Source organism: Erwinia sp. GW821-FHT03D09 (genome assembly GCF_059420805.1).
Genome location: NZ_JBWKUK010000006.1, coordinates 1 through 23,672 on the forward strand (window position 1 = coordinate 1; position 23,672 = coordinate 23,672).

Annotated in this window: 24 protein-coding genes, 1 tRNA gene, 1 pseudogene and 1 other annotated feature; of the genes and pseudogenes, 10 read left to right on the forward strand and 16 right to left on the reverse strand. The window is 52.3% G+C overall.

What is annotated here, in order from left to right; genetic code table 11:
* Window positions 1-203 precede the first annotated feature (203 nt).
* The 3 genes from clpB to rluD all read right to left on the reverse strand — a co-directional run bounded on the left by clpB (window position 204) and on the right by rluD (window position 4,609).
* Window positions 204-2,777 carry an ATP-dependent chaperone ClpB gene (gene clpB, locus AC07U6_RS07000; RefSeq protein WP_494763594.1) on the reverse strand — a complete coding sequence of 858 codons (2,574 nt, stop codon included), beginning with the start codon at window positions 2,775-2,777 and terminating at the stop codon, window positions 204-206.
* 126 nt (window positions 2,778-2,903) lie between these two features.
* Entirely contained in the window at window positions 2,904-3,632 is a 729-nt protein-coding gene (yfiH, locus tag AC07U6_RS07005; RefSeq protein WP_494763595.1) for a purine nucleoside phosphorylase YfiH, read from the reverse strand.
* The gene (rluD, locus tag AC07U6_RS07010; RefSeq protein WP_494763596.1) at window positions 3,632-4,609 is read right to left on the reverse strand and encodes a 23S rRNA pseudouridine(1911/1915/1917) synthase RluD; all 978 of its coding nucleotides are present in this window, start codon (window positions 4,607-4,609) and stop codon (window positions 3,632-3,634) included. The genes yfiH and rluD overlap by 1 nt, the downstream gene beginning before the upstream one ends.
* Before the next feature lie 130 nt (window positions 4,610-4,739).
* Here rluD and bamD point away from each other — a divergent pair, with 130 nt between their 5' ends.
* From bamD to AC07U6_RS07040, 6 genes are all read left to right on the forward strand, one after another.
* Window positions 4,740-5,471, forward strand: a complete 732-nt coding sequence (bamD, locus tag AC07U6_RS07015; protein WP_494763597.1) for an outer membrane protein assembly factor BamD — start codon at window positions 4,740-4,742, stop codon at window positions 5,469-5,471.
* Window positions 5,472-5,737: 266 nt separating this feature from the next.
* Window positions 5,738-6,070 (forward strand): ribosome-associated translation inhibitor RaiA, encoded by a 333-nt coding sequence (raiA, locus tag AC07U6_RS07020; RefSeq protein WP_494763598.1) that lies wholly within the window; start codon window positions 5,738-5,740, stop codon window positions 6,068-6,070.
* 103 nt (window positions 6,071-6,173) lie between these two features.
* Window positions 6,174-6,300: a sequence feature (Phe leader region), on the forward strand.
* Window positions 6,175-6,222, forward strand: a complete 48-nt coding sequence (gene pheL / locus AC07U6_RS07025) for a pheA operon leader peptide PheL (RefSeq protein ID WP_105594002.1) — start codon at window positions 6,175-6,177, stop codon at window positions 6,220-6,222. It overlaps the preceding feature by 48 nt.
* 23 nt (window positions 6,301-6,323) lie before the next feature.
* Window positions 6,324-7,484 carry a bifunctional chorismate mutase/prephenate dehydratase gene (gene pheA / locus AC07U6_RS07030; RefSeq protein ID WP_205066126.1) on the forward strand — a complete coding sequence of 387 codons (1,161 nt, stop codon included), beginning with the start codon at window positions 6,324-6,326 and terminating at the stop codon, window positions 7,482-7,484.
* Window positions 7,485-7,594: 110 nt separating this feature from the next.
* Complete coding sequence (locus AC07U6_RS07035) at window positions 7,595-8,644, forward strand: ABC transporter substrate-binding protein (protein ID WP_494763599.1); 1,050 nt, start codon at window positions 7,595-7,597, stop codon at window positions 8,642-8,644.
* Window positions 8,644-8,799, forward strand: a complete 156-nt coding sequence (locus tag AC07U6_RS07040) for a hypothetical protein (RefSeq protein WP_494763600.1) — start codon at window positions 8,644-8,646, stop codon at window positions 8,797-8,799. Before AC07U6_RS07035 ends, AC07U6_RS07040 begins: the two co-directional genes overlap by 1 nt.
* 202 nt (window positions 8,800-9,001) lie before the next feature.
* Here AC07U6_RS07040 and tyrA read toward each other — a convergent pair whose 3' ends face one another.
* Together tyrA and AC07U6_RS07050 are read right to left on the reverse strand one after the other, a co-directional pair.
* Window positions 9,002-10,123 carry a bifunctional chorismate mutase/prephenate dehydrogenase gene (gene tyrA / locus AC07U6_RS07045; RefSeq protein WP_494763601.1) on the reverse strand — a complete coding sequence of 374 codons (1,122 nt, stop codon included), beginning with the start codon at window positions 10,121-10,123 and terminating at the stop codon, window positions 9,002-9,004.
* Window positions 10,124-10,141: 18 nt separating this feature from the next.
* On the reverse strand, window positions 10,142-11,209 hold the full coding sequence (locus AC07U6_RS07050) for a 3-deoxy-7-phosphoheptulonate synthase (protein WP_494763602.1): 1,068 nt from the start codon (window positions 11,207-11,209) through the stop codon (window positions 10,142-10,144).
* 332 nt (window positions 11,210-11,541) lie between these two features.
* On the opposite strand from AC07U6_RS07050, the gene AC07U6_RS07055 reads away from it, so the two are divergent.
* Both AC07U6_RS07055 and AC07U6_RS07060 read left to right on the forward strand, forming a co-directional pair.
* Entirely contained in the window at window positions 11,542-12,087 is a 546-nt protein-coding gene (locus tag AC07U6_RS07055) for a GNAT family N-acetyltransferase (RefSeq protein WP_494763603.1), read from the forward strand.
* 47 nt (window positions 12,088-12,134) lie between these two features.
* Window positions 12,135-12,833 carry a CTP synthase C-terminal region-related (seleno)protein gene (locus tag AC07U6_RS07060; protein WP_494763604.1) on the forward strand — a complete coding sequence of 233 codons (699 nt, stop codon included), beginning with the start codon at window positions 12,135-12,137 and terminating at the stop codon, window positions 12,831-12,833.
* 80 nt (window positions 12,834-12,913) lie between these two features.
* Here AC07U6_RS07060 and AC07U6_RS07065 read toward each other — a convergent pair.
* The 6 genes and pseudogenes from AC07U6_RS07065 to ffh form a co-directional block, all read right to left on the reverse strand.
* Window positions 12,914-13,820 (reverse strand): annotated as a pseudogene (locus AC07U6_RS07065) (DMT family transporter).
* Between the two features lie 185 nt (window positions 13,821-14,005).
* A complete protein-coding gene (gene rplS / locus AC07U6_RS07070; protein ID WP_494763605.1) occupies window positions 14,006-14,356 on the reverse strand; it encodes a 50S ribosomal protein L19 in 351 nt (116 codons plus the stop codon).
* Between the two features lie 49 nt (window positions 14,357-14,405).
* Window positions 14,406-15,176, reverse strand: a complete 771-nt coding sequence (gene trmD, locus AC07U6_RS07075) for a tRNA (guanosine(37)-N1)-methyltransferase TrmD (RefSeq protein ID WP_494763606.1) — start codon at window positions 15,174-15,176, stop codon at window positions 14,406-14,408.
* A gap of 35 nt (window positions 15,177-15,211) precedes the next feature.
* Window positions 15,212-15,757 carry a ribosome maturation factor RimM gene (rimM, locus tag AC07U6_RS07080; protein ID WP_494763607.1) on the reverse strand — a complete coding sequence of 182 codons (546 nt, stop codon included), beginning with the start codon at window positions 15,755-15,757 and terminating at the stop codon, window positions 15,212-15,214.
* A gap of 18 nt (window positions 15,758-15,775) precedes the next feature.
* Window positions 15,776-16,024 (reverse strand): 30S ribosomal protein S16, encoded by a 249-nt coding sequence (gene rpsP / locus AC07U6_RS07085; RefSeq protein WP_105593983.1) that lies wholly within the window; start codon window positions 16,022-16,024, stop codon window positions 15,776-15,778.
* 136 nt (window positions 16,025-16,160) lie between these two features.
* Entirely contained in the window at window positions 16,161-17,522 is a 1,362-nt protein-coding gene (gene ffh, locus AC07U6_RS07090; protein WP_494763608.1) for a signal recognition particle protein, read from the reverse strand.
* Window positions 17,523-17,688: 166 nt separating this feature from the next.
* Between ffh and AC07U6_RS07095 the strand changes: the two genes are divergently transcribed.
* Both AC07U6_RS07095 and AC07U6_RS07100 read left to right on the forward strand, forming a co-directional pair.
* Entirely contained in the window at window positions 17,689-18,480 is a 792-nt protein-coding gene (locus AC07U6_RS07095) for a cytochrome C assembly family protein (RefSeq protein ID WP_494763609.1), read from the forward strand.
* A 22-nt stretch (window positions 18,481-18,502) separates the two neighbouring features.
* The gene (locus AC07U6_RS07100) at window positions 18,503-19,789 is read left to right on the forward strand and encodes an HlyC/CorC family transporter (RefSeq protein ID WP_494763610.1); all 1,287 of its coding nucleotides are present in this window, start codon (window positions 18,503-18,505) and stop codon (window positions 19,787-19,789) included.
* Between the two features lie 76 nt (window positions 19,790-19,865).
* Here AC07U6_RS07100 and luxS read toward each other — a convergent pair whose 3' ends face one another.
* From luxS to AC07U6_RS07125, 5 genes are all read right to left on the reverse strand, one after another.
* A complete protein-coding gene (gene luxS / locus AC07U6_RS07105; RefSeq protein WP_105593979.1) occupies window positions 19,866-20,381 on the reverse strand; it encodes an S-ribosylhomocysteine lyase in 516 nt (171 codons plus the stop codon).
* 154 nt (window positions 20,382-20,535) lie between these two features.
* Window positions 20,536-22,095 carry a glutamate--cysteine ligase gene (gene gshA, locus AC07U6_RS07110; protein WP_494763611.1) on the reverse strand — a complete coding sequence of 520 codons (1,560 nt, stop codon included), beginning with the start codon at window positions 22,093-22,095 and terminating at the stop codon, window positions 20,536-20,538.
* A gap of 72 nt (window positions 22,096-22,167) precedes the next feature.
* Window positions 22,168-22,596 carry a YqaA family protein gene (locus AC07U6_RS07115; RefSeq protein ID WP_494763612.1) on the reverse strand — a complete coding sequence of 143 codons (429 nt, stop codon included), beginning with the start codon at window positions 22,594-22,596 and terminating at the stop codon, window positions 22,168-22,170.
* Window positions 22,593-23,159, reverse strand: coding sequence for a fructose-1-phosphate/6-phosphogluconate phosphatase (gene yqaB, locus AC07U6_RS07120; RefSeq protein ID WP_494763613.1), 567 nt, complete (start codon window positions 23,157-23,159; stop codon window positions 22,593-22,595). The genes AC07U6_RS07115 and yqaB overlap by 4 nt, the downstream gene beginning before the upstream one ends.
* Before the next feature lie 282 nt (window positions 23,160-23,441).
* A tRNA-Arg gene (locus AC07U6_RS07125) sits at window positions 23,442-23,518 on the reverse strand.
* Window positions 23,519-23,672: the final 154 nt, after the last annotated feature.

Below are 23,672 nucleotides of genomic sequence, written 5' to 3' on the forward strand. Positions count from 1 at the left end.
AGTGGAGGCGCAGTATAGGGGTTTTCTGGCGGCTGACAAGGGCTAATTTTAAAAAGATGTTCGAATGTTGTTTTTTTACCCAAAAGTCCCTTTTAACACTCTTTTTTGCCGATTTAATAAACAAAAATGGGCCTTACGGCCCATTTTAATTACGACAAATCTAAATAACCCTATTCCAAATGGCTTGTTCTAAGCATTGAGGGTTACTGATGCGCAACAATAACGCCATCCTGCAGATCCATTTCAATCACTTTACCCGGTACCAAAGCCCCGGAGAGAATCTGCTGCGCCAGCGGGTTTTCTATCTGCTGCTGGATAGCACGTTTCAGCGGTCGCGCACCGTATACCGGATCATAACCATTCTCACCGAGCTGCTGCAGAGCGGCATCGGAAATATGCAGCTCATAACCCCGCTCTTCCAGACGCTGGTACAAACGCTGCAGCTGGATACGGGCAATAGAAGCAATATGCTTCTCGCCCAGTGGATGGAAGACCACCAGCTCATCGATACGGTTAATGAACTCCGGACGGAAGCTGTGGCTGACAACCGACATGACCAGCTCTTTCATTTCGCCATAGCTCAGTGCACCGAACCGTTCCTGAATCAAATCGGAGCCAAGGTTAGAAGTCATGATCACCACGGTGTTACGGAAATCGACCGTTCTGCCCTGACCATCGGTTAAACGACCATCATCCAGCACCTGCAGAAGGATATTGAAAACATCCGGATGGGCTTTCTCAACTTCATCCAGCAGGATCACGGAATAAGGACGACGACGTACCGCTTCGGTCAGGTATCCGCCTTCTTCATAACCAACATATCCCGGAGGTGCCCCAACCAGACGCGATACAGAGTGTTTCTCCATAAACTCGGACATGTCGATACGTACCATCGCGTCGTCACTGTCAAACATAAAGTTAGCCAGCGCTTTACACAGCTCGGTTTTACCCACCCCGGTCGGTCCGAGGAACAGGAACGAACCAATTGGACGATTGGGATCGGCCAGCCCCGCACGGCTACGACGAATAGCGTTGGACACGGCTTCCACCGCCTCATTCTGTCCAATCACCCGCGTATGCAGTTCCTGCTCCATTCGCAGCAGTTTGTCACGTTCGCCTTCCATCATGCGGGCCACAGGAATCCCGGTCCAGCGAGCCAGCACGTCGGCAATTTCAACATCGGTCACGCGGTTACGCAGCAGGCGCATGGTTTTACCTTCTGCCTGGGTGGCTGCCGCCAGCTGTTTTTCCAGCTCCGGAATTTTACCGTACTGCAGCTCAGACATCTGCCCAAGGTCACCCAGTCGGCGCGCCTGTTCCATATTCAGCCTTGCCTGCTCCAGCTCGGCTTTAATATGCTGAGTACCCGAGAGAGAGGCTTTCTCAGCCTTCCACTCTTCTTCCAGCTCGGAGTATTCACGCTCTTTCTGCGAAAGTTCGTTTTCCAGCATCTCCAGACGCTTAATACTGGCATCGTCAGATTCTTTCTTCAGCGCCTGCTGTTCCAGTTTCAGCTGAATGATACGGCGCTCCAGGCGATCGAGAGATTCTGGCTTAGAATCGATCTGCATACGGATACTGGAAGCCGCTTCATCGATTAGGTCGATAGCTTTATCCGGCAGCTGACGATCGGCAATATAACGGTGGGACAACGTTGCCGCCGCGACAATTGCCGGGTCGGTAATCTGTACATGGTGATGCAGCTCATAACGCTCTTTCAGCCCACGCAAGATGGCAATGGTATCTTCCACACTTGGCTCAGCCACGAACACCTTCTGGAAACGACGTTCCAGCGCAGCATCTTTTTCAATGTACTGGCGATATTCATCAAGCGTCGTGGCACCCACGCAGTGCAGTTCGCCGCGCGCCAGCGCAGGCTTCAGCATATTACCGGCGTCCATCGCACCGTCGGCCTTACCGGCACCCACCATGGTATGCAATTCATCGATAAACAGAATGACGTTGCCTTCCTGTTTCGATAAATCGTTCAGTACGCCTTTCAGACGCTCTTCAAATTCGCCGCGGTATTTAGCCCCGGCCACCAGCGCGCCCATATCCAGCGCCAGCACGCGGCGGCCTTTAAGCCCTTCCGGCACCTCACCGTTAATGATGCGCTGCGCCAGCCCTTCAACGATGGCCGTTTTACCGACGCCGGGTTCACCAATCAGCACCGGGTTATTTTTGGTACGACGCTGTAGTACCTGAATGGTACGGCGAATCTCTTCATCACGGCCGATGACCGGGTCAAGCTTGCCCTTCTCGGCGCGCTCGGTGAGATCGATAGTGTATTTACTTAATGCCTGGCGTTGATCTTCCGCCCCTTGATCGTTCACGTTCTCTCCTCCTCGCATCTGGTCAATCGCTTTCGTCAGCTTGTCATTGGTGACACCGGCCGATTTCAGTAAGTCGGCCAGTGAACCTCGGGAGTCGAGTGCTGCCAGAACAAATAATTCTGATGAAATGAAGTTGTCGGCGCGCTTTTGCGCCAGCTTGTCACACAGGTTCAGTACGCGGACCAGGTCAGCAGAAGGCTGGACATCGCCATCGGTACCTTCAACCTGCGGTAAGCGACTGAGTGCCTGTTCAATATCGCTGCGTAAGGAAGCAACATCAACCCCAGCTGCGGTCAGTAAAGGACGTACGGAACCACCTTCCTGATTAAGCAGTGCGCTCATCAGGTGCAAAGGTTCGATGAATTGGTTATCTCGGCCGAGGGCCAGGGATTGGGCGTCAGCCAGTGCCAGCTGAAATTTGTTAGTAAGACGATCCAGACGCATAATTTCCCCCATTCAGGTCAAATTGCTACTGGAGATTAAGTGAGGTCATCCCTCAAATTTTTCAAGGTAATGACCTGAACATTTCGGAGAAAAAAACATCAATCCGGACCGTCTTATGGCGCTAGGTTATATCAGCCAGATGAAACTTGCCATACGCCCGGTGATTCCATCGCGCCGGAAGGAGAAAAATTGTTCTTCCTGCGTATAAGTACAATCACCGCCGCCCCTGATATTCCGCACTCCGGCAGCGTTTAAGCGCTGTGTTGCCAGCATCCAGAGATCGGCATAAAACTTTTCACCCGCAGCACGAAAAGCGGAGCCGGCAGCAGGATCGATGGCACAAAACGCGTCGCGAACCTCCGCTCCGACCTCAAATGCGTTCGGCCCGATAGCCGGCCCGAGCCAGACGGTAATCTCTCCGGCCGGAGCAGAAAAAGCACCCAGTGTTGCTTCGAGTACTCCGGAACACAAACCGCGCCAGCCTGCGTGAGCAGCCGCGACTTCCCGACCATCCGCCGAGCAAAGGAGCACCGGCAGACAATCGGCAGTCATGACGGCACAAACAACCCCTGGTTCACGGGTATAGACCGCATCCGCCCGCCGTGAAGCCGATGGCTGCCCATCAAGCCGCAGTACATCCGTACCGTGAACCTGCTCCAGCCAAACCGGCATCGAAGGTAAATTAAGTTCCTTCACCAGGCGCTGCCGGTTAGCCTGTACATGCTGGGGATCGTCGCCAACGTTCGCGCCAAGATTCAAACTGTCCCACGGAGCATGGCTAACGCCGCCACCGCGCGTGCTGCTGCACGCACGGACATTGGCGGGAAGTGACCAGTCAGGAATCACGGGCTTCATTACCAGTCCATCTGATCTTTAAACTCTTCGGTATCCGCTTTCAGGGCATTGATCAGATCGACCATGTCCTGCGGCAGCGGCGCGTGCCACTCCATCTCGATACCGGTAATTGGATGGTACAGACGCAGCATGGTGGCATGCAGGGCCTGGCGATCGAAACCGCGTAGCGCAGTAATAAATGCTTCGGAAGCACCTTTTGGTGGACGTGGACGACCACCATAGAGCGGATCGCCCACCAGCGGATGTGTAATGTGCGACATATGCACACGGATCTGGTGAGTACGCCCCGTTTCCAGACGCAGACGCAGACGCGTATGGGCACGGAAGTGCTCCATAATACGATAATGCGTGGTTGCCGGTTTACCCATCGGGTGCACCGCCATGTGCGTACGCTTAGTTGAGTGACGACTAATCGGTTCATCAACGGTGCCACCCGCCGTCATGCGCCCAATGGCCACAGCTTCATACTCGCGAGTAATTTCGCGTCGCTGAAGCGAATCAACCAGATGCGTCTGTGCCGGAACGGTTTTAGCGACAACCATCAGCCCGGTTGTATCTTTATCCAGACGATGGACGATACCCGCGCGCGGTACATCGGCAATGGCCGGGAAATGATGCAACAGCGCATTCAGCACCGTCCCATCGGGATTACCGGCACCAGGATGGACGACCAGATCGCGCGGTTTGTTAATGACCAGGATATCATCATCTTCATAAACAATGTCCAATGGGATGTCCTCCGCTTCCCATCTGGCTTCTTCTTCGATTTCCGCATCGATGATAATTTGCTCACTCCCGAGCACTTTTTCCTTCGGTTTGTCGATTATTTCGCCGTTTACGGTTACGCGACGGTCAAGAATCCATTCTTTTATGCGAGAACGTGAATAATCAGGGAACAATTCGGCCAAAGCCTGATCTAAGCGTTGTCCGAGTTGCGATTCGGATACCGTTGCGTTGAGTTTTACTTGTTGTGCCATACACAGCTTCTTCGTTAACGTTGGGTTTTCACGGCGATGCCGTTTAATATAATGTGCTATTGTACCTGGTCACTATCGGGAGCTATACGGACAGCTTCCTGAATAACACTCTGAGGATAATCAAATCGTCATGACGCGTATGAAATATCTGGTGGCTGCAGCCACGTTGAGCCTGGCATTAGCTGGATGTTCCGGCTCCAAGGATGTGGTGCCTGACAGCCCGCCTTCCGAGATTTATGCCACTGCCCAGCAAAAACTGCAGGACGGTAACTTTAAAGGAGCAATAACGCAACTGGAAGCGCTAGATAACCGCTATCCATTCGGCCCTTACTCCCAGCAAGTTCAGCTAGACCTGATCTACGCATACTATAAGAATGCCGATTTGCCGCTGGCCCAGGCTGCCATCGACCGCTTTATGCGCCTCAATCCCACCCATCCGAACATTGACTACGTCATTTACATGCGTGGCCTGACGGATATGGCGTTGGATGATAGTGCACTGCAGGGATTCTTTGGTATTGACCGTTCAGACCGCGATCCAGCTCATGCGCGTAATGCTTTTAAGGACTTCTCGCAGTTACTGCGCGGCTACCCTAACAGTCAATATGCGACCGATGCACGTAAGCGCCTGGTGTTCCTGAAAGATCGCCTGGCGAAATACGAATTATCCGTGGCTGAATTCTACACTAAACGCGGTGCTTATGTCGCTGTGGTTAACCGTGTAGAGCAAATGCTGAAAGATTACCCGGATACGAAAGCAACGCGCACTGCGTTACCACTGATGGAAAATGCTTATCGTCAGCTGCAGCTTAATGCCGAAGCTGAGCGTGTGGCTAAAATCATCACTGCTAATCAGGCTTGATTCGCTGGTAACAAAAAAGGCAGCGTAAGCTGCCTTTTTTACGCCTGAAAAATGCCATCCCGGCAAAGTTCCAGTCAAGTTATCTCATCAACAATGCCATTGAAAATACGTGTCGGCAAGGACCCAGGCCGCTTTTATCTGTCGGTTTCACACTTTTATCCTTCTTGACAAAAAGTGACAATAAAACGTGATCTAAATCACACATTTTACTATTTTTGGCGCTATGCTGGACTTACCAAGACGGAAATGACAGAGAGGTAAGCACTATGGTTCTGAACATTACCAGCAAACAAATGGAAATTACTCCGGCTATCCGCCAGCATGTCGAAGACCGTCTCTCTAAGCTCGAAAAATGGCAAACCCATCTGATTAATCCGCACATTGTTCTTTCAAAGGAGCCGAAAGAGTTCGTTGCCGATGCTAACATCAATACGCCTAACGGCCCGCTGGTTGCCACCGCCAAACATGAAGATATGTACACGGCTATCAACGAGCTGCTCAATAAACTCGAGCGCCAGCTGAACAAAGTTCAGCACAAAGGTGAAGCGCGCCGCGCCGCCGCCAGTGTCAAAGATCTCAGTCCGATTGACGAAGAATAAATTATACATCCCGAATAACGCGCCTGCGGGCGCGCTTTTTATTGACAGAATGAAATTACAGCGGTTACTTTAACCCTCCAGACCACTGCTAAGAATTGAGCAAAATGAAATTTATTCCGTTTTTCTTCGCATTCTTTTTTACCTTCCCCTGACTGGGAGGCAATTCGTCGTGTAAGAATGAATGCGAAGACGAACAATAAAGCCTCCCGACAAAGGGAGGCTTTTTTTTTAGCGACATCTGACAGGTAGCGATATGAACTCCGAGAATCCTTTGCTGGCCCTGCGTGGTAAAATCAGCGCGCTGGATGAAGAACTACTGCAACTGCTGGCTCAACGCCGCGCGCTGGCGATCGACGTTGCCACGGCTAAAATGGCGACGCATCGCCCCATCCGCGACATCGATCGCGAACGCGATTTGCTTGAACATCTGATTACGCTGGGCAAAGCACATAAGCTGGATGCCCACTACATCACCCGCCTGTTTCAGCTAATTATTGAAGATTCCGTACTAACCCAGCAGGCGCTGCTGCAAAAGCATCTCAATAACACTAACGCACAGTCTGCCCGTATCGCTTTCCTTGGTCCAAAGGGTTCCTATTCGCATCTGGCCTCGCGCCACTATGCGGCGCGCCATTTTGATAATTTCATCGAGAGTGGCTGCCTGAAATTCCACGATATTTTTAACCAGGTTGAGACCGGTCAGGCGGATTACGCCGTTCTGCCGATCGAAAACACCACATCCGGCTCCATCACCGATGTCTACGATCTGTTGCAGCAAACCAGTCTGTCGATTGTCGGGGAAATCACTCTACCCATTGACCACTGTGTGCTGGTTTCCGGCAGCACCGATCTCCAGCAGATTGAAACGGTTTACAGCCACCCTCAGCCTTTCCAGCAGTGCAGCCAGTTTATTCACCGCTACCCGCACTGGAAAATTGAGTACACCGAAAGCACTGCTGCCGCAATGGAAAAAGTCGCTGCGATGAATTCACCGAAAGTCGCCGCACTGGGCAGCGAAGCCGGGGGCGATCTGTATGGTTTGCAGGTTCTGGAAAGAAATCTCGCCAATCAGCGGCAGAATATCACCCGCTTTATCGTACTGGCCCGCAAACCGGTAGATGTCTCAATGCAGGTTCCGGCTAAAACCACGCTGATCATGGCCACCGGACAGCAGGCGGGCGCGCTGGTTGAGGCATTACTGGTACTGCGCCAGCATAATCTGACTATGAGTAAGCTGGAGTCCCGCCCGATCAACGGTAATCCGTGGGAAGAGATGTTTTACATCGATTTCCAGGGCAACCTGCGTTCAGATGAGGTTCAGCAGGCGCTGCGCGAGCTGGCCCCGATTACCCGCTCGCTTAAAGTGCTGGGCTGCTATCCAAGTGAAAACGTTGTGGCGGTAGAGCCACTCTGACGAACAGAGGTGGCCTGTCGTGCGGGCCGCCGATTTCCTGCCACAGAATCATTCCCCCCGGCCCCCTGACGCTATATCATTAGGTATATAGCGAATTTCAGGAAATCTTCATGCGTCAAATTCTCCGTTCCTTTGGCCTACTGGTCCTGATGACCTCCGTACCCTGTTTCTCTTATGCCGATCGCGTGGTTACCGATCAGCTTGGCCGACAGGTTATCATTCCCGATCGGGTTGATCGGGTCGTCGTACTACAGCATCAGACTCTGAACCTGCTGGTTCAGCTGGATGCCACGAATAAGATGGTGGGGATACTCGCCAACTGGCGACAGCAGCTTGGTGATAGTTATGCACGCCTGGTGCCTGAGTTAACCAAAGTACCGATGCTTGGCGATCTCACCCATGTCGATCTGGAAAAGCTGGTCGCTCTCCATCCTCAGGTTGTCTTTGTCACCAACTACGCACCACAGGAGATCATCGACCAGATACAACAGCTCGGTATTGCCGTAATTGCTATCTCGCTGCGGGCGGATGATAAACAGCAGAGCCATCTTAATCCCGAGTTGCAGAACGAGGAACAAGCTTACAATCAGGGTCTGAAAGACGGTATCCGTTTAATCGGCACGGTGGTGAACCATCAGCAGCAGGCCGAGGCGCTGATTAAAGCCACTTTTAGCCTGCGCCAGCAAACCACCGACCGCCTTAAGGGCATTCCCGCCGACCAGCGTATCCGCGTGTATATGGCGAACCCCGACCTGACAACCTACGGTTCCGGTAAGTACACCGGACTGATGATGAACCATACCGGCGCGATGAACGTCGCTGCCGCAACGGTAAAAGGCTATAAGCAGGTTTCAATGGAGCAGATAATGGCCTGGAACCCTCAGGCCATCTTTGTCCAGGATCGATACCCGCAGGTGGTAAATGAGATATATCAGCAGCCGGTTTGGCAGGCTTTAGATGCGGTAAAAAACCATCGCGTTTATCTGATGCCGGAATATGCCAAGGCCTGGGGGTATCCGATGCCTGAAGCGATAGCACTGGGTGAACTTTGGATGGCGAAAAAGCTTTATCCCGAAAAATTCAAGGATATCGATATGCAACAGCAGGCCGAAAGCTGGTATCAGCGTTTTTATCGCACTGATTACCGCGGCAGCAACTGATGAAAACGCTGCACGTACTGGCCGCCGGCAGCCTGCGCCCCGTCTGGTCAGCCATCACTGAACGCTTTCAGAACCTTTATCCGTCAGGCGTGGAGACGCAGTTCGGCCCGGCGGGCCTGCTTCGGCAATCTAAGGTTTTGCGGTTTGTGATGTAGGGGCACAACCTCTGGCTGATTTTTTACTGTCGGAAGAGGCACGGGAAATTTTGCATCAGCACGGTTTTGGCTCCGCGAAGCCGTAAGCCATACTGGACCAGGTGAATTCGGAACAGAGCAATAAAAAAGGACAGCCCGAAAGTTACTTCCGCACACTCTGAGTGCGCGCGGTTAACCAACGGCTGCCCTTCTACAAGGCAAATTATGCTCGGCTGTCATTTGCCTGGCGCAGCAGCGTCCGGCTCTCGGCCTGGAAGCGTTTAGCGTAGTCGCCAAACCAGTGCTCTACCCGGCGGAAGCTGTCGATAAATGCCTGCTTATCACCATGTTCCAGCAGCTTTATCGCCTCACCAAACCGCGTGTAGTAACGTTTAATCAGCGCCAGGTTGCTTTCCGAAGACATAATAATATCTGCGTAAAGCTGAGGGTCCTGCGCGAACAGACGGCCGACCATCGCCAGCTCAAGCCGGTAGATCGGTGAAGAGAGTGCCAGCAGCTGTTCCAGCTGCACGTTCTCTTCTGCCAGATGTAAGCCATAGGCAAACGTCGCAAAGTGGCGCAGCGCCTGAATAAACGCCATATTCTGATCGTGTTCGACCGCGCTGATGCGGTGAAGCCGCGCACCCCAGACCTGAATCTGCTCCAGGAACCACTGATAGGCTTCCGGCTGACGACCATCGCACCATACCACTACCTGTTTCGCCAGGCTGCCGCTGTCCGGGCCAAACATCGGGTGCAGCCCCAGTACCGGCCCACCGTGCGCGGCCAGCATTGCCTGCAACGGTTTATTTTTTACCGATGCCAGATCGACCAGAATACAGTCCTGCGGCAGCTGCGGCAGCTCAGCGATCACCTGTTCGGTCAGATGAATAGGTACGCTGATAATCACCATCCCCGCATCCGCTAGAAGTTCCGCCGCCTGATGATGCTCCTCTTTATCGAGGATCTTCACCTGATAGCCGGAAAGGGTCAGCATTTTTTCAAACAGCCGCCCCATCTGCCCTTTACCGCCAACGATCACCACCGGACGCAGTTCAGGGTTCAGCGTTTTGAAGCCTTTATCATTTTCACTGGTGTAGGATTCACGCATGACCCGACGCAGCACATCTTCGATCAGATCCGGCGGTACCCCCAGCAACTCGGCTTCTTTGCGGCGCGAGGCCAGCATAGTCGCCTCGCGTTCCGGTACATAGATGGGTAATCCGTAGCGGCTTTTCACTTCCCCCACTTCCGCTACCAGTTCCAGCCGTTTAGCCAGTAAATCCAGTAGCGCTTTATCCACTTCATCAATTTGATCGCGCAGTGCGGTCAGTTCAGCCACCATAACTCATTAATCCTCTTACTACAGACGTGCCGCCAGTACGCCATTGAGATCCTGATGAATTTCACGCAGCAGGCTTTCTGTCGTTTCCCAATTGATGCAGGCATCGGTGACCGAAACACCGTAGCGCATTTCGCTGCGCGGCTGCTCGGAAGACTGATTGCCTTCATTGAGGTGACTTTCCAGCATCAGACCGATAATCGAACGGTTACCGTCTTTGATCTGCGCAACAGCAGATTCAGCCACGCCCGACTGGCGGCGGAAATCTTTATTAGAATTGCCGTGACTGCAATCTATCATCAAGGATGGGCGGAGTCCCGCCTGCTGCATCTCTTTTTCACACTGGGCTACATCTTCCGGACCATAGTTAGGTTTTTTACCACCGCGCAGGATCACGTGCCCGTCCGGGTTGCCCTGAGTTTGTAGCAGGCAGACCTGGCCCGCCTGGTTAATGCCGACAAAGCGGTGCGGCATCGCTGCGGCGCGCATGGCGTTGATCGCGGTGCCCAGACTACCATCGGTGCCGTTTTTAAAACCAACCGGCATCGAGAGGCCGGAAGCCATTTCGCGGTGAGTTTGCGACTCGGTGGTACGTGCACCGATAGCGGACCAGCTGAACAGGTCGCCGAGGTACTGTGGGCTGTTTGGGTCCAGCGCTTCGGTTGCCAGCGACAGGCCCATCTCAACCAGATTCAGCAACAGCTGGCGCGCAATATGCAAACCACCTTCCATATCGAAGGTGTTATCCATGTGCGGATCGTTAATCAGGCCTTTCCAGCCAACGGTGGTACGTGGTTTTTCAAAGTAAACGCGCATCACAATGTACAGCTGATCCCCAACCTGGTCAGCGAGCGTTTTCAAATGACGAGCGTATTCCAGCGCTGCATCCGTATCGTGAATCGAACAAGGTCCGCACACCACCAGCAGGCGGTGATCTTTGCCATTGATAATGTCGGAAATGGTCTGGCGTGAAGCGGCAATCTGCTGCTCCAGCGCGCTATTCAGCGGGAAACGTTTTTTAAGTTCCTCCGGAGTAATCAGAACCTGTTCGTCAGCGATATGAATGTTGTTCAGCGCATCTTTTTGCATGATCGTAATCCTGGGCAATTCGATTAATAGGGGTCCTCAATGAGGTTGAAAAGAACTGTACCACAATACGTACATTACTCAACCCACAAACGTACAGTTTTATTACCACCAACAAAAAATCAGCCATTATAATTAATATAAATCCTTTGTTATCAATAATGTTGATTCAAAAAACAACAAAGAAGGCAAGTGATAATCGTAAACAATTAATTACACATAACATCTTAGTAAAAAAGCCTGTCTTTTCCGTCACCTGCCGCCTTCCCCTCATTGTACTGTGATACTGTTAGTACCGATCATCGGTATTTAAGGCAAATCATCGGGAGAAACGAATGGATTTTATCATGCGCGCATTCGAGGACACTGACGCAGCAGCCTTCTCGCAGGCTATTAATCAGTCACTGGATACGCTTCTGCCATGGATGACATGGGCACATAAGAATTATACGGAAGATGAGGCCCGGCTCTGGTTTCACCTGACTCATCTGCAGCGCCAGCAGGGTACAGCCAACGAACTGGGTCTGTTCGCTGCAGATGGCCGCCTGCTCGGCGGTGCCGGTTTACGTTACAGCAGCAATCCTCTGATTCCCACCTCGATTGGCTATTGGGTTCACATCAATGAACAACGACAGGGGATTGCCAGTGAGGCGGTTCGCCGGCTGGCCACTTGTGCCTTTAGCCAGCCGGACGTTGATGTGGTTGAGATCCTCGTTGCAGAGAGAAATATCGCCAGCCGATCCGTCGCGGAAAAAGTGGGGGCGAAGACTATCGCTATTCGCTACGGGCTGATCGTGCTGGACAGCGGTCCGGTCAGCACGGTTATCTATCATCTGCACCGTCCCTCACCGGACGAAAATGAAGATGGCATTGCCAGATAATCCCGTCTCATATAGCATTCTGTTTTACCTGCACAGGATAAATAGCCATGGCGTCTCACGTTCGCTTAGCTCTTATTGGCGATTACCGCGCCGATGCGGTTGCCCATCAGGCCATACCTTTGGCGGTGGATCTTGCCGCACAGTCCCTGAATATCGATGTTACTGCCGAATGGCTGCCAACTCCTGAACTTACCGATGCGTCGGTGCTGGACAAATATGATGCCGTCTGGCTGGTCCCCGGCAGTCCCTATCTGAATGATGCCGGCGCGTTTATGGCTATCCGGCATGCACGCGAAAACAATCTGCCGTTTCTTGGTTCATGCGGCGGCTTTCAGTATGCCGTTGTGGAATATGCCCGCAATGTGTTGGGCTGGGAAGATGCGGGACATGCCGAAACCGACACCGGCGGGCGCCTGGTCATTGCACCACTAAGCTGTTCACTGGTAGAGAAAACAGGAACTATCATCATTCAGCCCGAAACGCGTCTGGCCACACTGTACGGTAAAAGCGAGATCGAGGAAGGCTACCACTGCAATTATGGGGTAAATGCTGACTTCGTCAACGAACTGAACGCCCACTCACTGCGTATCAGCGCCCACGATCGTGACGGCGATGTTCGCGCTATTGAACTGCCCGAACACAGGTTCTTTATGGCAACGCTGTTCCAGTCAGAGCGAGCCGCCCTGCGTAATGAACTGTCGCCGATGGTCGTTGAGCTTCTGCGCATCGCCGGCCAACGCGGATAAAGATCAATGGGGCCGGGAAAACATCAGGCCCCTTTACTTTCGCCTTTGCAACCAGCCTGGCTTTCCGCACTGGGCTCAACCTAACTTTCCGTACTTAGCGAAGCAACAATCCGTCGGTTACGCCGCTCAAAATACATTGAGATCATCCCACCCGCGACCACCAGGCCAGCACCGATTAACGTCGCCGTCTCCGGCATATTTCCCCAGAAGAGAAAACCAATCATCGCCGACCAGACCAGCGTAGTGTAATCAAACGGTGCGAGCAGTGAAGCATCCGCATAGCGCAGGCTTAGCGTTAACAATATCTGGGTGATCCCTCCCAGCAATCCGCAGCTGATCAACAGCACCAGTTGTCGGGCATTCGGTACCGTCCAGCCAAACCATAGTGTGGTCATCACCGCAAACCAGAAAGCAATGGCTCCCGGCTTTTCAATGCCGTTAAGATAGCGGATCTGAATCGACGCACCGGCAATACATACCGCGGCCGCTAATGCGAGGATGATTCCCAGAGAGGAGGTCCAGTTTACGGATGTTAAGGCACCTTCACGATTAAAGAAGAGATGTCCCGACAGCATAAACCAATATGCCGGCGAATCCGGCAGCCACCGCTATCCAGCGATGAAACTTGACTTTTTCCCGCAGAATAACCGCCGCCATCACCACCGTAATCAGCGGAGAGGCATAGTTGATCGCCGTTACGTCAACGAGGGAAATATAGATCAGCGAAAGATAACTAAAGTAGAGCCCGCCGGTACCGGCCAGGCCGCGAACAAAGTGCCCGCGAACGTTCTTCGTCCTGATGCCATCGAGAATACTGCCCTGGCTCCATAACCAGATAAACAGCGGAATCAGCGCGATAAACGACCGAAAGAAAATCACTTCACCGACGGGGATGGTACCATCCAGATCTTTAACACAGGCCATCATCAGCGTTGAGCTAAGCGCTGCGGCGATTTTCATCGAAATACCCGTTGAAGGGCTACTCATATCAGGAAAGATTCCGGCTGTGGGGTATCAATCAAACATACTCGTTACGCTGTTTAAAAAAGCTTTTAAATCAGCGGACAACGGCATTATATTTTGTATTTGCGTATTTGTCGGCAGAGAATTTTTCATAAAAAAAGGGGCTAGCATACGCTAACCCCTTTTCACTATTAACTATCAGATGTCGCTTAAGCGCCCAGACGTTCTTTGATACGTGCAGACTTACCAGTACGCTCACGCAGGTAGTACAGTTTAGCTTTACGCACAGCACCGCGACGTTTCACGGTAATGCTGCCAACAACTGGGGAGTGAGTCTGGAATACACGCTCAACACCTTCGCCGTTGGAAATTTTGCGAACAGTGAATGCAGAGTGCAGACCGCGGTTACGAATAGCGATAACCACGCCCTCGAATGCCTGCAGACGCTTTTTAGCACCTTCAACGACCCATACTTTCACTTCCACGGAATCACCCGGACGGAATGAAGGTACGTCCTGTTTCAGCTGTTCTTGTTCAAGTTGCTTGATAATGTTGCTCATAATTAAATCTCTTATCCTGGGTAAACTGATAGTTAAGGCGAACCCGGCGTTATGCCTGTCCAGCCGTCTCATCGTTTTGTTGCCTGGCGTGTTCCCGTTGGAACTCGGCCAGCAACTTTGCTTGCTCTACAGTCAGAGCCAGGTTTTCCAGAAGTTCAGGTCTTCTAAGCCAGGTACGGCCCAGCGACTGTTTCAAGCGCCACCGGCGAATATCAGCATGGTTGCCCGACAGCAAAACTGGCGGAACCGCCATACCTTCTAACACTTCAGGACGGGTGTAGTGTGGGCAGTCCAGCAAACCGTCAGAAAACGAATCTTCTTCCGCCGACGCCTGTTTCCCCAGCACTCCCGGAATAAACCGGGAAACCGAGTCGATCAGCGTCATCGCTGGCAGCTCCCCACCGCTGAGTACGTAATCTCCAATCGACCATTCTTCATCGATTTCGGTTTTGATTACGCGCTCATCAATCCCTTCATAACGACCACAGACCAGAATTAACTTCTGATTGGTCGCCAGCTCGCAAACGCCATCTTGATCGAGTTTGCGGCCCTGAGGTGAAAGATAAATCACCTTAACACCTTCCCCTGCCGCCGCTTTTGCTGCGTGAATGGCATCCCGCAAGGGTTGTACCATCATTAGCATTCCCGGACCGCCGCCGTACGGACGTTCATCCACGGTACGATGACGATCGTGAGCGAAATCACGAGGACTCCAGCTCTGAATGCTGAGCAGGCCATTTTTTACTGCCCGGCCAGTTACTCCGTAATCGGTAACTGCGCGAAACATTTCAGGAAACAGGCTGATTATGCCAATCCACATACTTTGCGCCGGAGTATTACCGTTTTGTTCGGAGTTCAAAAACCAGGATCCCAATCTACTTTGATCGAACGAGTAGTGAGATCGACATTCTTGATAACCTGTTCATCGAGGAACGGGATTAACCGTTCCTGCACACCAAATGCATCTTTCAGGTTTGCCTTCACGACCATAACGTCGTTTGAGCCGGTTTCCATCATATCGATGACTTTACCCAGCTCGTAGCCTTCAGTGGTGACGACCTGGCAGCCCATAAGGTCTTTCCAGTAGTATTCACCGCTACCAAGCTCCGGCAGTTGCTCCGAGTCCACGACAATTTCGCAATTAGTCAGTAGACCTGCAGCATCACGATCGTCAATGCCTTTAACTTTGATGATCATATCCTGATTGTGGCGCTTCCAGCCTTCCAGCTCGACATGCTGCCACCGACCCGCCCGCTGGATAAACCACGGCTGATAGTCGAAAATGCTTTCGGCGTCTTCGGTGGAGGAAAACACTTTGAGCCAACCACGGATACCGTAGGCCGAGCCCATCTTTCCCAGAATTAACGGGTTAGCGGGAGGCTGGTTGTGTTGCTTGCTCATGTTGACCACCGTGACAGATTAAGCTGCTTTCTTTGCTTCTTTGACCAGCGCACCAACGCGGTCGGACAGAGTTGCGCCCTGGCCAACCCAGTGCTCAATGCGGTCCAGATCAAGACGCAGTGCTTCAGCCTGACCAGATGCGATCGGGTTGAAGAAACCAACGCGCTCAATGAAACGACCATTGCGAGCATTACGGCTGTCAGTGACGACTACCTGGTAGAATGGACGCTTTTTAGCGCCGTGACGTGCCAAACGAATTGTTACCATAACATCCTCTTTAGTTAATAAAACAACCGGGCCCCATTGAGGGAACGGGGCCCGGGTGCAATATAAAAAGCCCAAAAATTTTACTCATTTTGGCGAAAAAAGCAACCTAATTCGCCCGAGCGCTTTTCCGACTTGTTTAACGGCCTGGGAAGCCAGGCGGCATCATACCTTTCATGCCGCGCATCATCTTCGCCATGCCACCTTTTTTCATCTTTTTCATCATGCGTTGCATGTCGTCAAACTGCTTCAATAAGCGGTTAACGTCCTGCACCTGCATACCCGAACCGGTTGCAATACGACGCTTGCGGGAACCTTTAATAATCTCAGGTTTTTCGCGCTCTTTACGCGTCATTGAGTTAATCATGGCTTCCATACGCACCAGAACTTTATCGTCCATCTGCGATTTAACGTTGTCCGGCAGCTGTCCCATACCCGGCAGTTTGCCCATCAGGCTGGCCATGCCACCCATGTTACGCATCTGCTTAAGCTGATCGAGGAAGTCGTTCAGGTCGAAACCGTCGCCCTTCTTCAGCTTGCTGGCCAGCTTTTCAGCCTGCGCACGGTCAACTTTGCTTTCGATATCTTCGATCAGCGACAGCATGTCGCCCATGCCGAGGATACGTGACGCAATACGCTCAGGATAGAACGGCTCAAGGGCTTCGGTTTTCTCACCGACACCCATAAATTTGATTGGCTTGCCGGTAATATGACGAATCGACAGGGCCGCACCACCGCGGGCATCACCGTCAACCTTCGTCAGCACCACACCGGTCAGCGGCAGCGCTTCATTAAACGCTTTCGCCGTATTGGCCGCATCCTGGCCGGTCATGGCATCAACAACGAACAGTGTTTCAACCGGATTAATCGCGGCGTGAACCTGTTTGATCTCGTCCATCATCGCTTCATCTACATGAAGTCGGCCGGCGGTATCCACCAGCAGCACATCGTAGAATTTCAGCCTGGCCTGTTGCAGAGCGTTCTTAACAATATCGACCGGCTTCTGGCTGAGATCGGAAGGGCAAAAATCAACGCCAACCTGTTCCGCCAGGGTTTCCAACTGTTTGATCGCCGCAGGGCGATAGACGTCGGCAGAAACCACTAACACCTTTTTCTTGTGCTTTTCACGCAGGAACTTACCGAGTTTACCAACGCTGGTGGTTTTACCTGCTCCCTGCAAACCCGCCATCAACACGACTGCAGGTGGCTGAGCGGCCAGGTTCAGAGTATTGTTCTCCTCCCCCATGGCGGCAACCAACTCATTTTTAACGATCTTGACGAATTCCTGACCCGGGGTCAGGCTTTTGTTCACTTCATGACCAACGGCGCTTTCTTTTACGCGGCTGATAAATTCGCGTACCACCGGCAGTGCAACGTCGGCTTCTAACAGCGCCATACGCACTTCGCGCAGCGTGTCTTTAATATTGTCTTCTGTCAGCCGTCCACGGCCACTGATGTTGCGCAGGGTCTGCGACAATCTATCGGATAAATTAGTAAACATCGTCTCTCGCTTAACGTAATGAGAGGCCGCCATGGCGACACAATTGGCCGGATTATAACACAGCGATGCAGGGATCTCAGCCATATGCGATGAGATCGTTTGGAGCCTGCTGCCGCTGGCGCTATACTGACTTTTTTCACAGTTCTGGCCGGTACTAACACTTAATATGTCCGTATTTGCGATTCTGGCACTACTCGCCTATTCATGTAGCCTTGCACTGATTGTTCCCAGCCTGCTGCGTAAAAACAGCAGCTGGCGCAGGTTGGCCGTTTTGTCTGCCGTCATCGCGCTGGTGTTTCACGCCGTTGCATTGCAGCAGCGAATCTTCTCCCTCGATGGGGGGCAGAACCTCAGCCTGCTGAATATTGGTTCCCTGGTCAGTCTGCTGATCTGCTCGATCATGACCATTGTCGCCTCGCGCAACCGCGGCTGGATCTTGCTGCCGATTGTTTACAGCTTTGCCCTGATCAACCTGGCGTTTGCAACTTTCGTCCCTAATGCGTTTATTACGCATCTGGAAACGACACCGGGGATGATGGTGCATATCGGCCTGGCGTTGTTTGCCTATGCTACGCTGATTATTGCCGCGCTTTATGCGCTCCAACTGGCCTGGATTGACTGGCTGTTGAAAACCAAGAGGCTGGCGTTTACTACTGATATTCCGCCGCTAATGACCATCGAGCGGAAAATGTTTCATATCACCCAGATTGGTGTGGTGCTGCTGACGCTGGTGCTCTGTACCGGTTTGTTCTTTCTACCGGACCTTTTCAGCCGTGAAAACATTGATAAAGCCGTACTGTCATTCCTTGCCTGGTCCCTCTATATCGTCCTGCTGTGGGGCCATTACCATGAGGGCTGGCGTGGGCGGCGCGTTGTCTGGTTCAACTGCAGCGGCGCGTTTCTTTTGACTATGGCCTACTTCGGCAGCCGCATGCTGCAGCACTTTTTAACCTCCTGATCGACCAAAACAAGGATCTCCCTTGGAACACGTTTCCACCACGACTCTGATCGTGACGCTGATTATCATGATTCTGGTATCAGCGTACTTTTCCGGTTCCGAAACCGGCATGATGACGCTGAATCGCTATAAGCTCCGTCATCAGGCCAAAAACGGTGACCGTGCCGCGCGCAGGGTTGAGAAATTACTCCGCCGTCCCGACCGCCTGATAAGCCTGGTGCTGATTGGCAACAACCTGGTGAATATTCTGGCTTCTGCGCTGGGCACCATTGTTGGTATCCGTCTCTACGGTGATGCTGGCGTGGCCATTGCAACGGGTATCCTTACCTTCCTGGTGCTGGTGTTCGCGGAAGTTCTGCCTAAAACCATCGCCGCGCTCTACCCCGAAAAGGTGGCTTTCCCCAGCAGCGTTATTCTTGGCCCCTTGCAGATCATGATGATGCCACTGGTGTGGCTACTGAATACCATCACCCGCCTGCTGATGCGTATGGTAGGAATGAAGAGCAACGGTTCGATTAATTCCGCGCTGAGCAAAGAAGAGTTACGCACCATCGTTTATGAGTCGCGCTCGCTGATGTCACACCGCAATCAGGACATGCTGCTGTCGGTACTTGACCTCGACAAGGTCAACGTCGATGACATCATGGTGCCGCGCAACGAGATTGTAGGCATCAACATCAATGATGACTGGAAATCGATCGTGCGTCAGCTGGCTCACTCTCCACATGGCCGTATTGTGCTTTATCGCGACTCTCTGGACGATACGATCAGCATGCTGCGCGTGCGGGAGGCCTATCGCCTGATGACCGAGAAAAAGGAATTTACGAAAGAGGTGATGTTGCGCGCAGCGGATGAAATTTACTACGTACCCGAGGGAACGCCGCTAAACGTTCAACTGGTTAAGTTTCAGCGTAATAAAGAGAAAGTGGGGCTGGTTGTCGATGAGTACGGTGACATCAAAGGGCTGGTCACTATTGAGGATATCCTTGAAGAGATCGTCGGCGATTTCACCACCTCCATGTCCCCTTCACTGGCTGAAGAGGTTGTACCGCAAAATGATGGCTCCGTACTGATTGAAGGCAGCGCCAACGTCCGCGAGCTCAACAAAGCCTTCAACTGGATGTTACCGGAAGAAGGCGCACGTACCGTGAACGGTATGATTCAGGAAGAGCTACAGGATATTCCGCAGCCGGATACCACGATACACATTGGTCGATACGCAGTGGATATTCTGGACGTCCAGGAGAATATGATTAAGCAGGTGCGGGTTACACCTCAAAAACCGCTGAAAGAGTCAGTGAGTTCGTAAATCAGTATGACTGCCCGACGGCAGTGGAAGAGAACAGATAACAGGGCAATCGGTGAACCCGATCGCCCTGAACCGTTTAGATGTGCAGTTCTTTCAGTTTTTCTTTCGGCAGAGCCAGATCTTCGTTACGGTTAACGCGGATATCATTAGCAATAATGTGACGCGCGATTTCCTGTGCTTCTTCCAGTGAGTGCATCTCACAGGTGCCACACTGATAGATGTTCAGCTCAGGAATATCGTTCTGGTTGGCAACCTTGAGAACATCCTCCATTGCCGCTTTCCACGCCTTCGCCACACGCTGCTCGTCCGGCACACCAATCAGGCTCATATAGAACCCCGTCCGGCATCCCATCGGCGAGATATCAACGATTTCTACGCCTTCACCGTTCAGGTGATCGCGCATAAAACCGGCGAACAGGTGTTCCAGAGTATGGATACCGCGCTCAGGCAGGATTTCGATATTCGGTCGGCAAAAACGCAGATCGAAAACGGTGATGGTGTCGCCATGAGGGGTCTTCATGGTCTTAGCTACGCGGACTGCAGGAGCGGCCATGATGGTGTGATCAACGGTAAAACTATCCAGCAATGGCATATTGTTACCTCAACTAATGAATTTATTTTAGATATCGTGAAACTTTTTCTGTCAGCTCGCATCTTACTATGTGAAAGACGCGCATTTGTTATCATCATCCCTGACAACAGAGATGTTACTTTGGCCACAATGATGTGGCCATTTTCTTTTGGCGCTAGCCTTTACCTTTCAGAAATTCTTCCAGGCTCAGCGTATCACTTTCTTCAATCTGCTGCTGGCTTACCTGCGAGCGACGCGCTTCCTCAGTAAACTGTTCAGCACTCAATACTTCCAGCGGCTCTTCATTCAGCTGCTGACGATACTGTTCGGCAAGCGCCAGTCCGGTACCGGCAATGCCGTTTTCCTTCAGCGATTGCAGGAAACGTGCGGAGTAGGTCAAATCCGGGTCGTCAAACGAGGCCACAAGGCGATCGCACACCTGCTGGTAGTGATTTTCCCCATTCTGACTGTCCAGCGTTTCGGCAACCCGTTGCAGATCGCGGAACAGCGCTTTACCCACATCGACCAGCGGTTGTTCTGTCTCGCCGCAGCCTATGCCAATGGTTTGCCCCGGTTTACGCCCTTCGAGGATCACCCGATTCCAGTTTTTACGTGTACAGAGCAGTTCGTCACTGTTCATATCCGGCGCTTCCGCCAGCGTACACCAGATCAGGAACAAATCGAGGAAACGCACCTGGTTAGCATCGACCCCGATCGCAGAGAACGGGTTAATATCCAGCGAACGCACTTCAATATATTCAATACCGCCACGCAGCAGCGCGTCTGAAGGCGCTTCGCCGGAACGCGTCACGCGCTTTGGCCTGATTGGCGCATACAGCTCATTTTCAATTTGCAGCACGTTGGTATTCAGCTGCAGCCAGTCGCCGTTGGCGTCCTTCACACCCATCGCCGCGAATTCGGCGGATGGTGTTTTAATGGCCGCTTTCAGCGCCTTGATATAGCCAGGCAGATCGTTAAAGGTGATACCGAGGTTGCTTTGTGACTTGTTGGTATAACCCAGATCGCTCAGGCGCAGAGAGGTGGCATACGGTAACGACAGCATGCCCTGTTCACTGCGTTCGAAAGGCAGATTGCTTTCTTTCCCCTGCAGGAAGGAAGAGCAGATAGCCGGTGATGCGCCGAACAGATAAGGGATAATCCAGCCGAAGCGATAATAGTTGCGGATCAGGCGCAGATAGCCGTCTGAAATCGCCTCTTTACCACTTTCCGCATTCTCTACGCCTGCCCAGGCCTGCCAGAAAGAGAGCGGCAGCGAGAAGTTGTAATGCACGCCAGAAATCACCTGCATCAGCGCACCGTAGCGATTTTTCAATCCCTGACGGTAGAGCGTTTTCATGCGCCCAATGTTCGAACTGCCGTACTGCGCCAGCTCAATATCCTGACCCGGCTCAATAATGCACGGCATACTCATCGGCCACATCCGCTCTTCACCCAGCTCCCGGGAAGTGTAGCGATGAATATCACGCAAGAATGCCAGCAGATGATCAATATCCTGATCGACCGGCGTGATAAATTCTAACAGCGCTTCGGCAAAATCAGTGGTGATCCACTTATGCGTCAGCGTGGAGCCCAGTGAAGATGGATGCCGGGTTGTCGCCAGATGCCCATCGGGCCTGACACGCAGCGTTTCGCGTTCAATACCGCGACCAATTCCTTTAAGTGCGCCAGGGTGGGCTTCCAGCCACGCAAGTGCCTGTGATACGTCCGGGATCAAATTGACCTCCCGCTCAGAGAAAATTTATTATTGTTAAGCATAATGTTAACCGTAGCATCGTCTAATAGCGAATCAATGCCACCATTCCATGCCCTGTAAAGTTGCGGCAGCCAATGCGATATATCGCAAGGTTTTACCGATGGCGAGAAAAAACACCATCGGTAACCAGGCGAAACGCAGCCAGCCGGCAATAACGCACAGCAGGTCACCGATCACCGGTAACCAGCTAAATATCAGCGCAGCAGGCCCTAAACGATGTAGCCATGCCATCGCTGTTGTATGCCATCGCCCCTGTTTTTTTAGCGGCAACAGGCGACCAATCAAAATATTTGTCAGACCACCCAGGGTGTTACCCACGGCGGCAACCAATACCAATTTTACAACGGGAACCTTTCCTGCCAGCAACAGGCCTACCAGCATCGCCTCTGAGCTGCCGGGCAACAGCGTAGCGCTCAGAAAACTGCTGGCAAACATCGAACCGTATGTCAGCCACTCAGTCACAGCAGACGGACATCAACAGCATCCATACCCGCGGCACATGCAGCCTGCAAACCAAAGTCCGCATCTTCAAATACTACGCAGCGCGCAGGCGGTACGCCCATCAGTTCCGCGCAGCGAATAAATGTATCAGGCTCTGGCTTATGACGTTTAACATCATCTGCTCCGACAATCGCCGAGAAATAGTCACGGAGCCCCAGATGCTGCAACAGTGCAACCGCCATGGCATGCTCGCTGCCGGTACCTACCGCCATCGGTCGCCGTCCCTTATAGGCTTTAACCACCTCAATTAGCGGAAGCGGTTTCACCACGTCAAACAGAATGCTTTTAAATAAAGAGGTCTTTTCCGCAGCAAGGCGGTGAGGATCGAGATCGCTCTGATGCTGTTCAACGATAAACTGAGCGATACGCCAGGTCGGAGAACCATTTAGGCCAATCAGTGCCTTTTCATCAAAAGCCATCCCATGCTGAGCAAGCACCTGACGCCAGGCCTGGCGGTGCGTTGGTTCAGTATCGAGGATGGTGCCATCCATATCGAAGATCAAGCCGTCGTAAGCGTCGTACATTCTCTTAACCACCCTGATAAAGGAACGATTACTTTAGCGTAAAGCAGTATGAATGTCGCTGTCAGCGTGGTTCCGCAAATGCCTTGAAAGCCATAGGGATTTCTAACAGTAAATTTGCACAGGGAAAACGAATTAAAATGCAAGATAACAGCGGGTAACTGACTAAAGACGTAAAGGTTCAGTATGCCAGTTTGGTACAGAAAAAACGCATGGGTATGATGACGCACAATCGAGAAGGGTTTGACAGGCGAGAAATAAGAAACGGGCGTTCATGGGGAAAGATGGTGCATCCAGGAGGATTCGAACCTCCGACCGCTCGGTTCGTAGCCGAGTACTCTATCCAGCTGAGCTATGGATGCATCGGAAAAGCTTTGAGTTTGGGGGTAACGCGACAAACCTGAGGAGATACTGAAGAAAATCACTGCCACTCTAAAGAATGGTGCATCCAGGAGGATTCGAACCTCCGACCGCTCGGTTCGTAGCCGAGTACTCTATCCAGCTGAGCTATGGATG

What these genes read in the sequence shown, in the direction of transcription:
- AC07U6_RS07060 (WP_494763604.1), top strand. Translation starts at nt 12,135, where the DNA reads ATGGCGTCTCACGTTCGCTTAGCTCTTATTGGCGATTACCGCGCCGAT.
- rpsP (WP_105593983.1), bottom strand. Translation starts at nt 16,024, where the DNA reads ATGGTAACAATTCGTTTGGCACGTCACGGCGCTAAAAAGCGTCCATTC.
- rplS (WP_494763605.1), bottom strand. Translation starts at nt 14,356, where the DNA reads ATGAGCAACATTATCAAGCAACTTGAACAAGAACAGCTGAAACAGGAC.
- bamD (WP_494763597.1), top strand. Translation starts at nt 4,740, where the DNA reads ATGACGCGTATGAAATATCTGGTGGCTGCAGCCACGTTGAGCCTGGCA.
- yfiH (WP_494763595.1), bottom strand. Translation starts at nt 3,632, where the DNA reads ATGAAGCCCGTGATTCCTGACTGGTCACTTCCCGCCAATGTCCGTGCG.
- pheA (WP_205066126.1), top strand. Translation starts at nt 6,324, where the DNA reads ATGAACTCCGAGAATCCTTTGCTGGCCCTGCGTGGTAAAATCAGCGCG.
- ffh (WP_494763608.1), bottom strand. Translation starts at nt 17,522, where the DNA reads ATGTTTACTAATTTATCCGATAGATTGTCGCAGACCCTGCGCAACATC.
- rimM (WP_494763607.1), bottom strand. Translation starts at nt 15,757, where the DNA reads ATGAGCAAGCAACACAACCAGCCTCCCGCTAACCCGTTAATTCTGGGA.
- AC07U6_RS07050 (WP_494763602.1), bottom strand. Translation starts at nt 11,209, where the DNA reads ATGCAAAAAGATGCGCTGAACAACATTCATATCGCTGACGAACAGGTT.
- luxS (WP_105593979.1), bottom strand. Translation starts at nt 20,381, where the DNA reads ATGCCATTGCTGGATAGTTTTACCGTTGATCACACCATCATGGCCGCT.
- AC07U6_RS07035 (WP_494763599.1), top strand. Translation starts at nt 7,595, where the DNA reads ATGCGTCAAATTCTCCGTTCCTTTGGCCTACTGGTCCTGATGACCTCC.
- clpB (WP_494763594.1), bottom strand. Translation starts at nt 2,777, where the DNA reads ATGCGTCTGGATCGTCTTACTAACAAATTTCAGCTGGCACTGGCTGAC.
- yqaB (WP_494763613.1), bottom strand. Translation starts at nt 23,159, where the DNA reads ATGTACGACGCTTACGACGGCTTGATCTTCGATATGGATGGCACCATC.
- rluD (WP_494763596.1), bottom strand. Translation starts at nt 4,609, where the DNA reads ATGGCACAACAAGTAAAACTCAACGCAACGGTATCCGAATCGCAACTC.
- AC07U6_RS07095 (WP_494763609.1), top strand. Translation starts at nt 17,689, where the DNA reads ATGTCCGTATTTGCGATTCTGGCACTACTCGCCTATTCATGTAGCCTT.
- AC07U6_RS07040 (WP_494763600.1), top strand. Translation starts at nt 8,644, where the DNA reads ATGAAAACGCTGCACGTACTGGCCGCCGGCAGCCTGCGCCCCGTCTGG.
- trmD (WP_494763606.1), bottom strand. Translation starts at nt 15,176, where the DNA reads ATGTGGATTGGCATAATCAGCCTGTTTCCTGAAATGTTTCGCGCAGTT.
- tyrA (WP_494763601.1), bottom strand. Translation starts at nt 10,123, where the DNA reads ATGGTGGCTGAACTGACCGCACTGCGCGATCAAATTGATGAAGTGGAT.
- raiA (WP_494763598.1), top strand. Translation starts at nt 5,738, where the DNA reads ATGGTTCTGAACATTACCAGCAAACAAATGGAAATTACTCCGGCTATC.
- AC07U6_RS07055 (WP_494763603.1), top strand. Translation starts at nt 11,542, where the DNA reads ATGGATTTTATCATGCGCGCATTCGAGGACACTGACGCAGCAGCCTTC.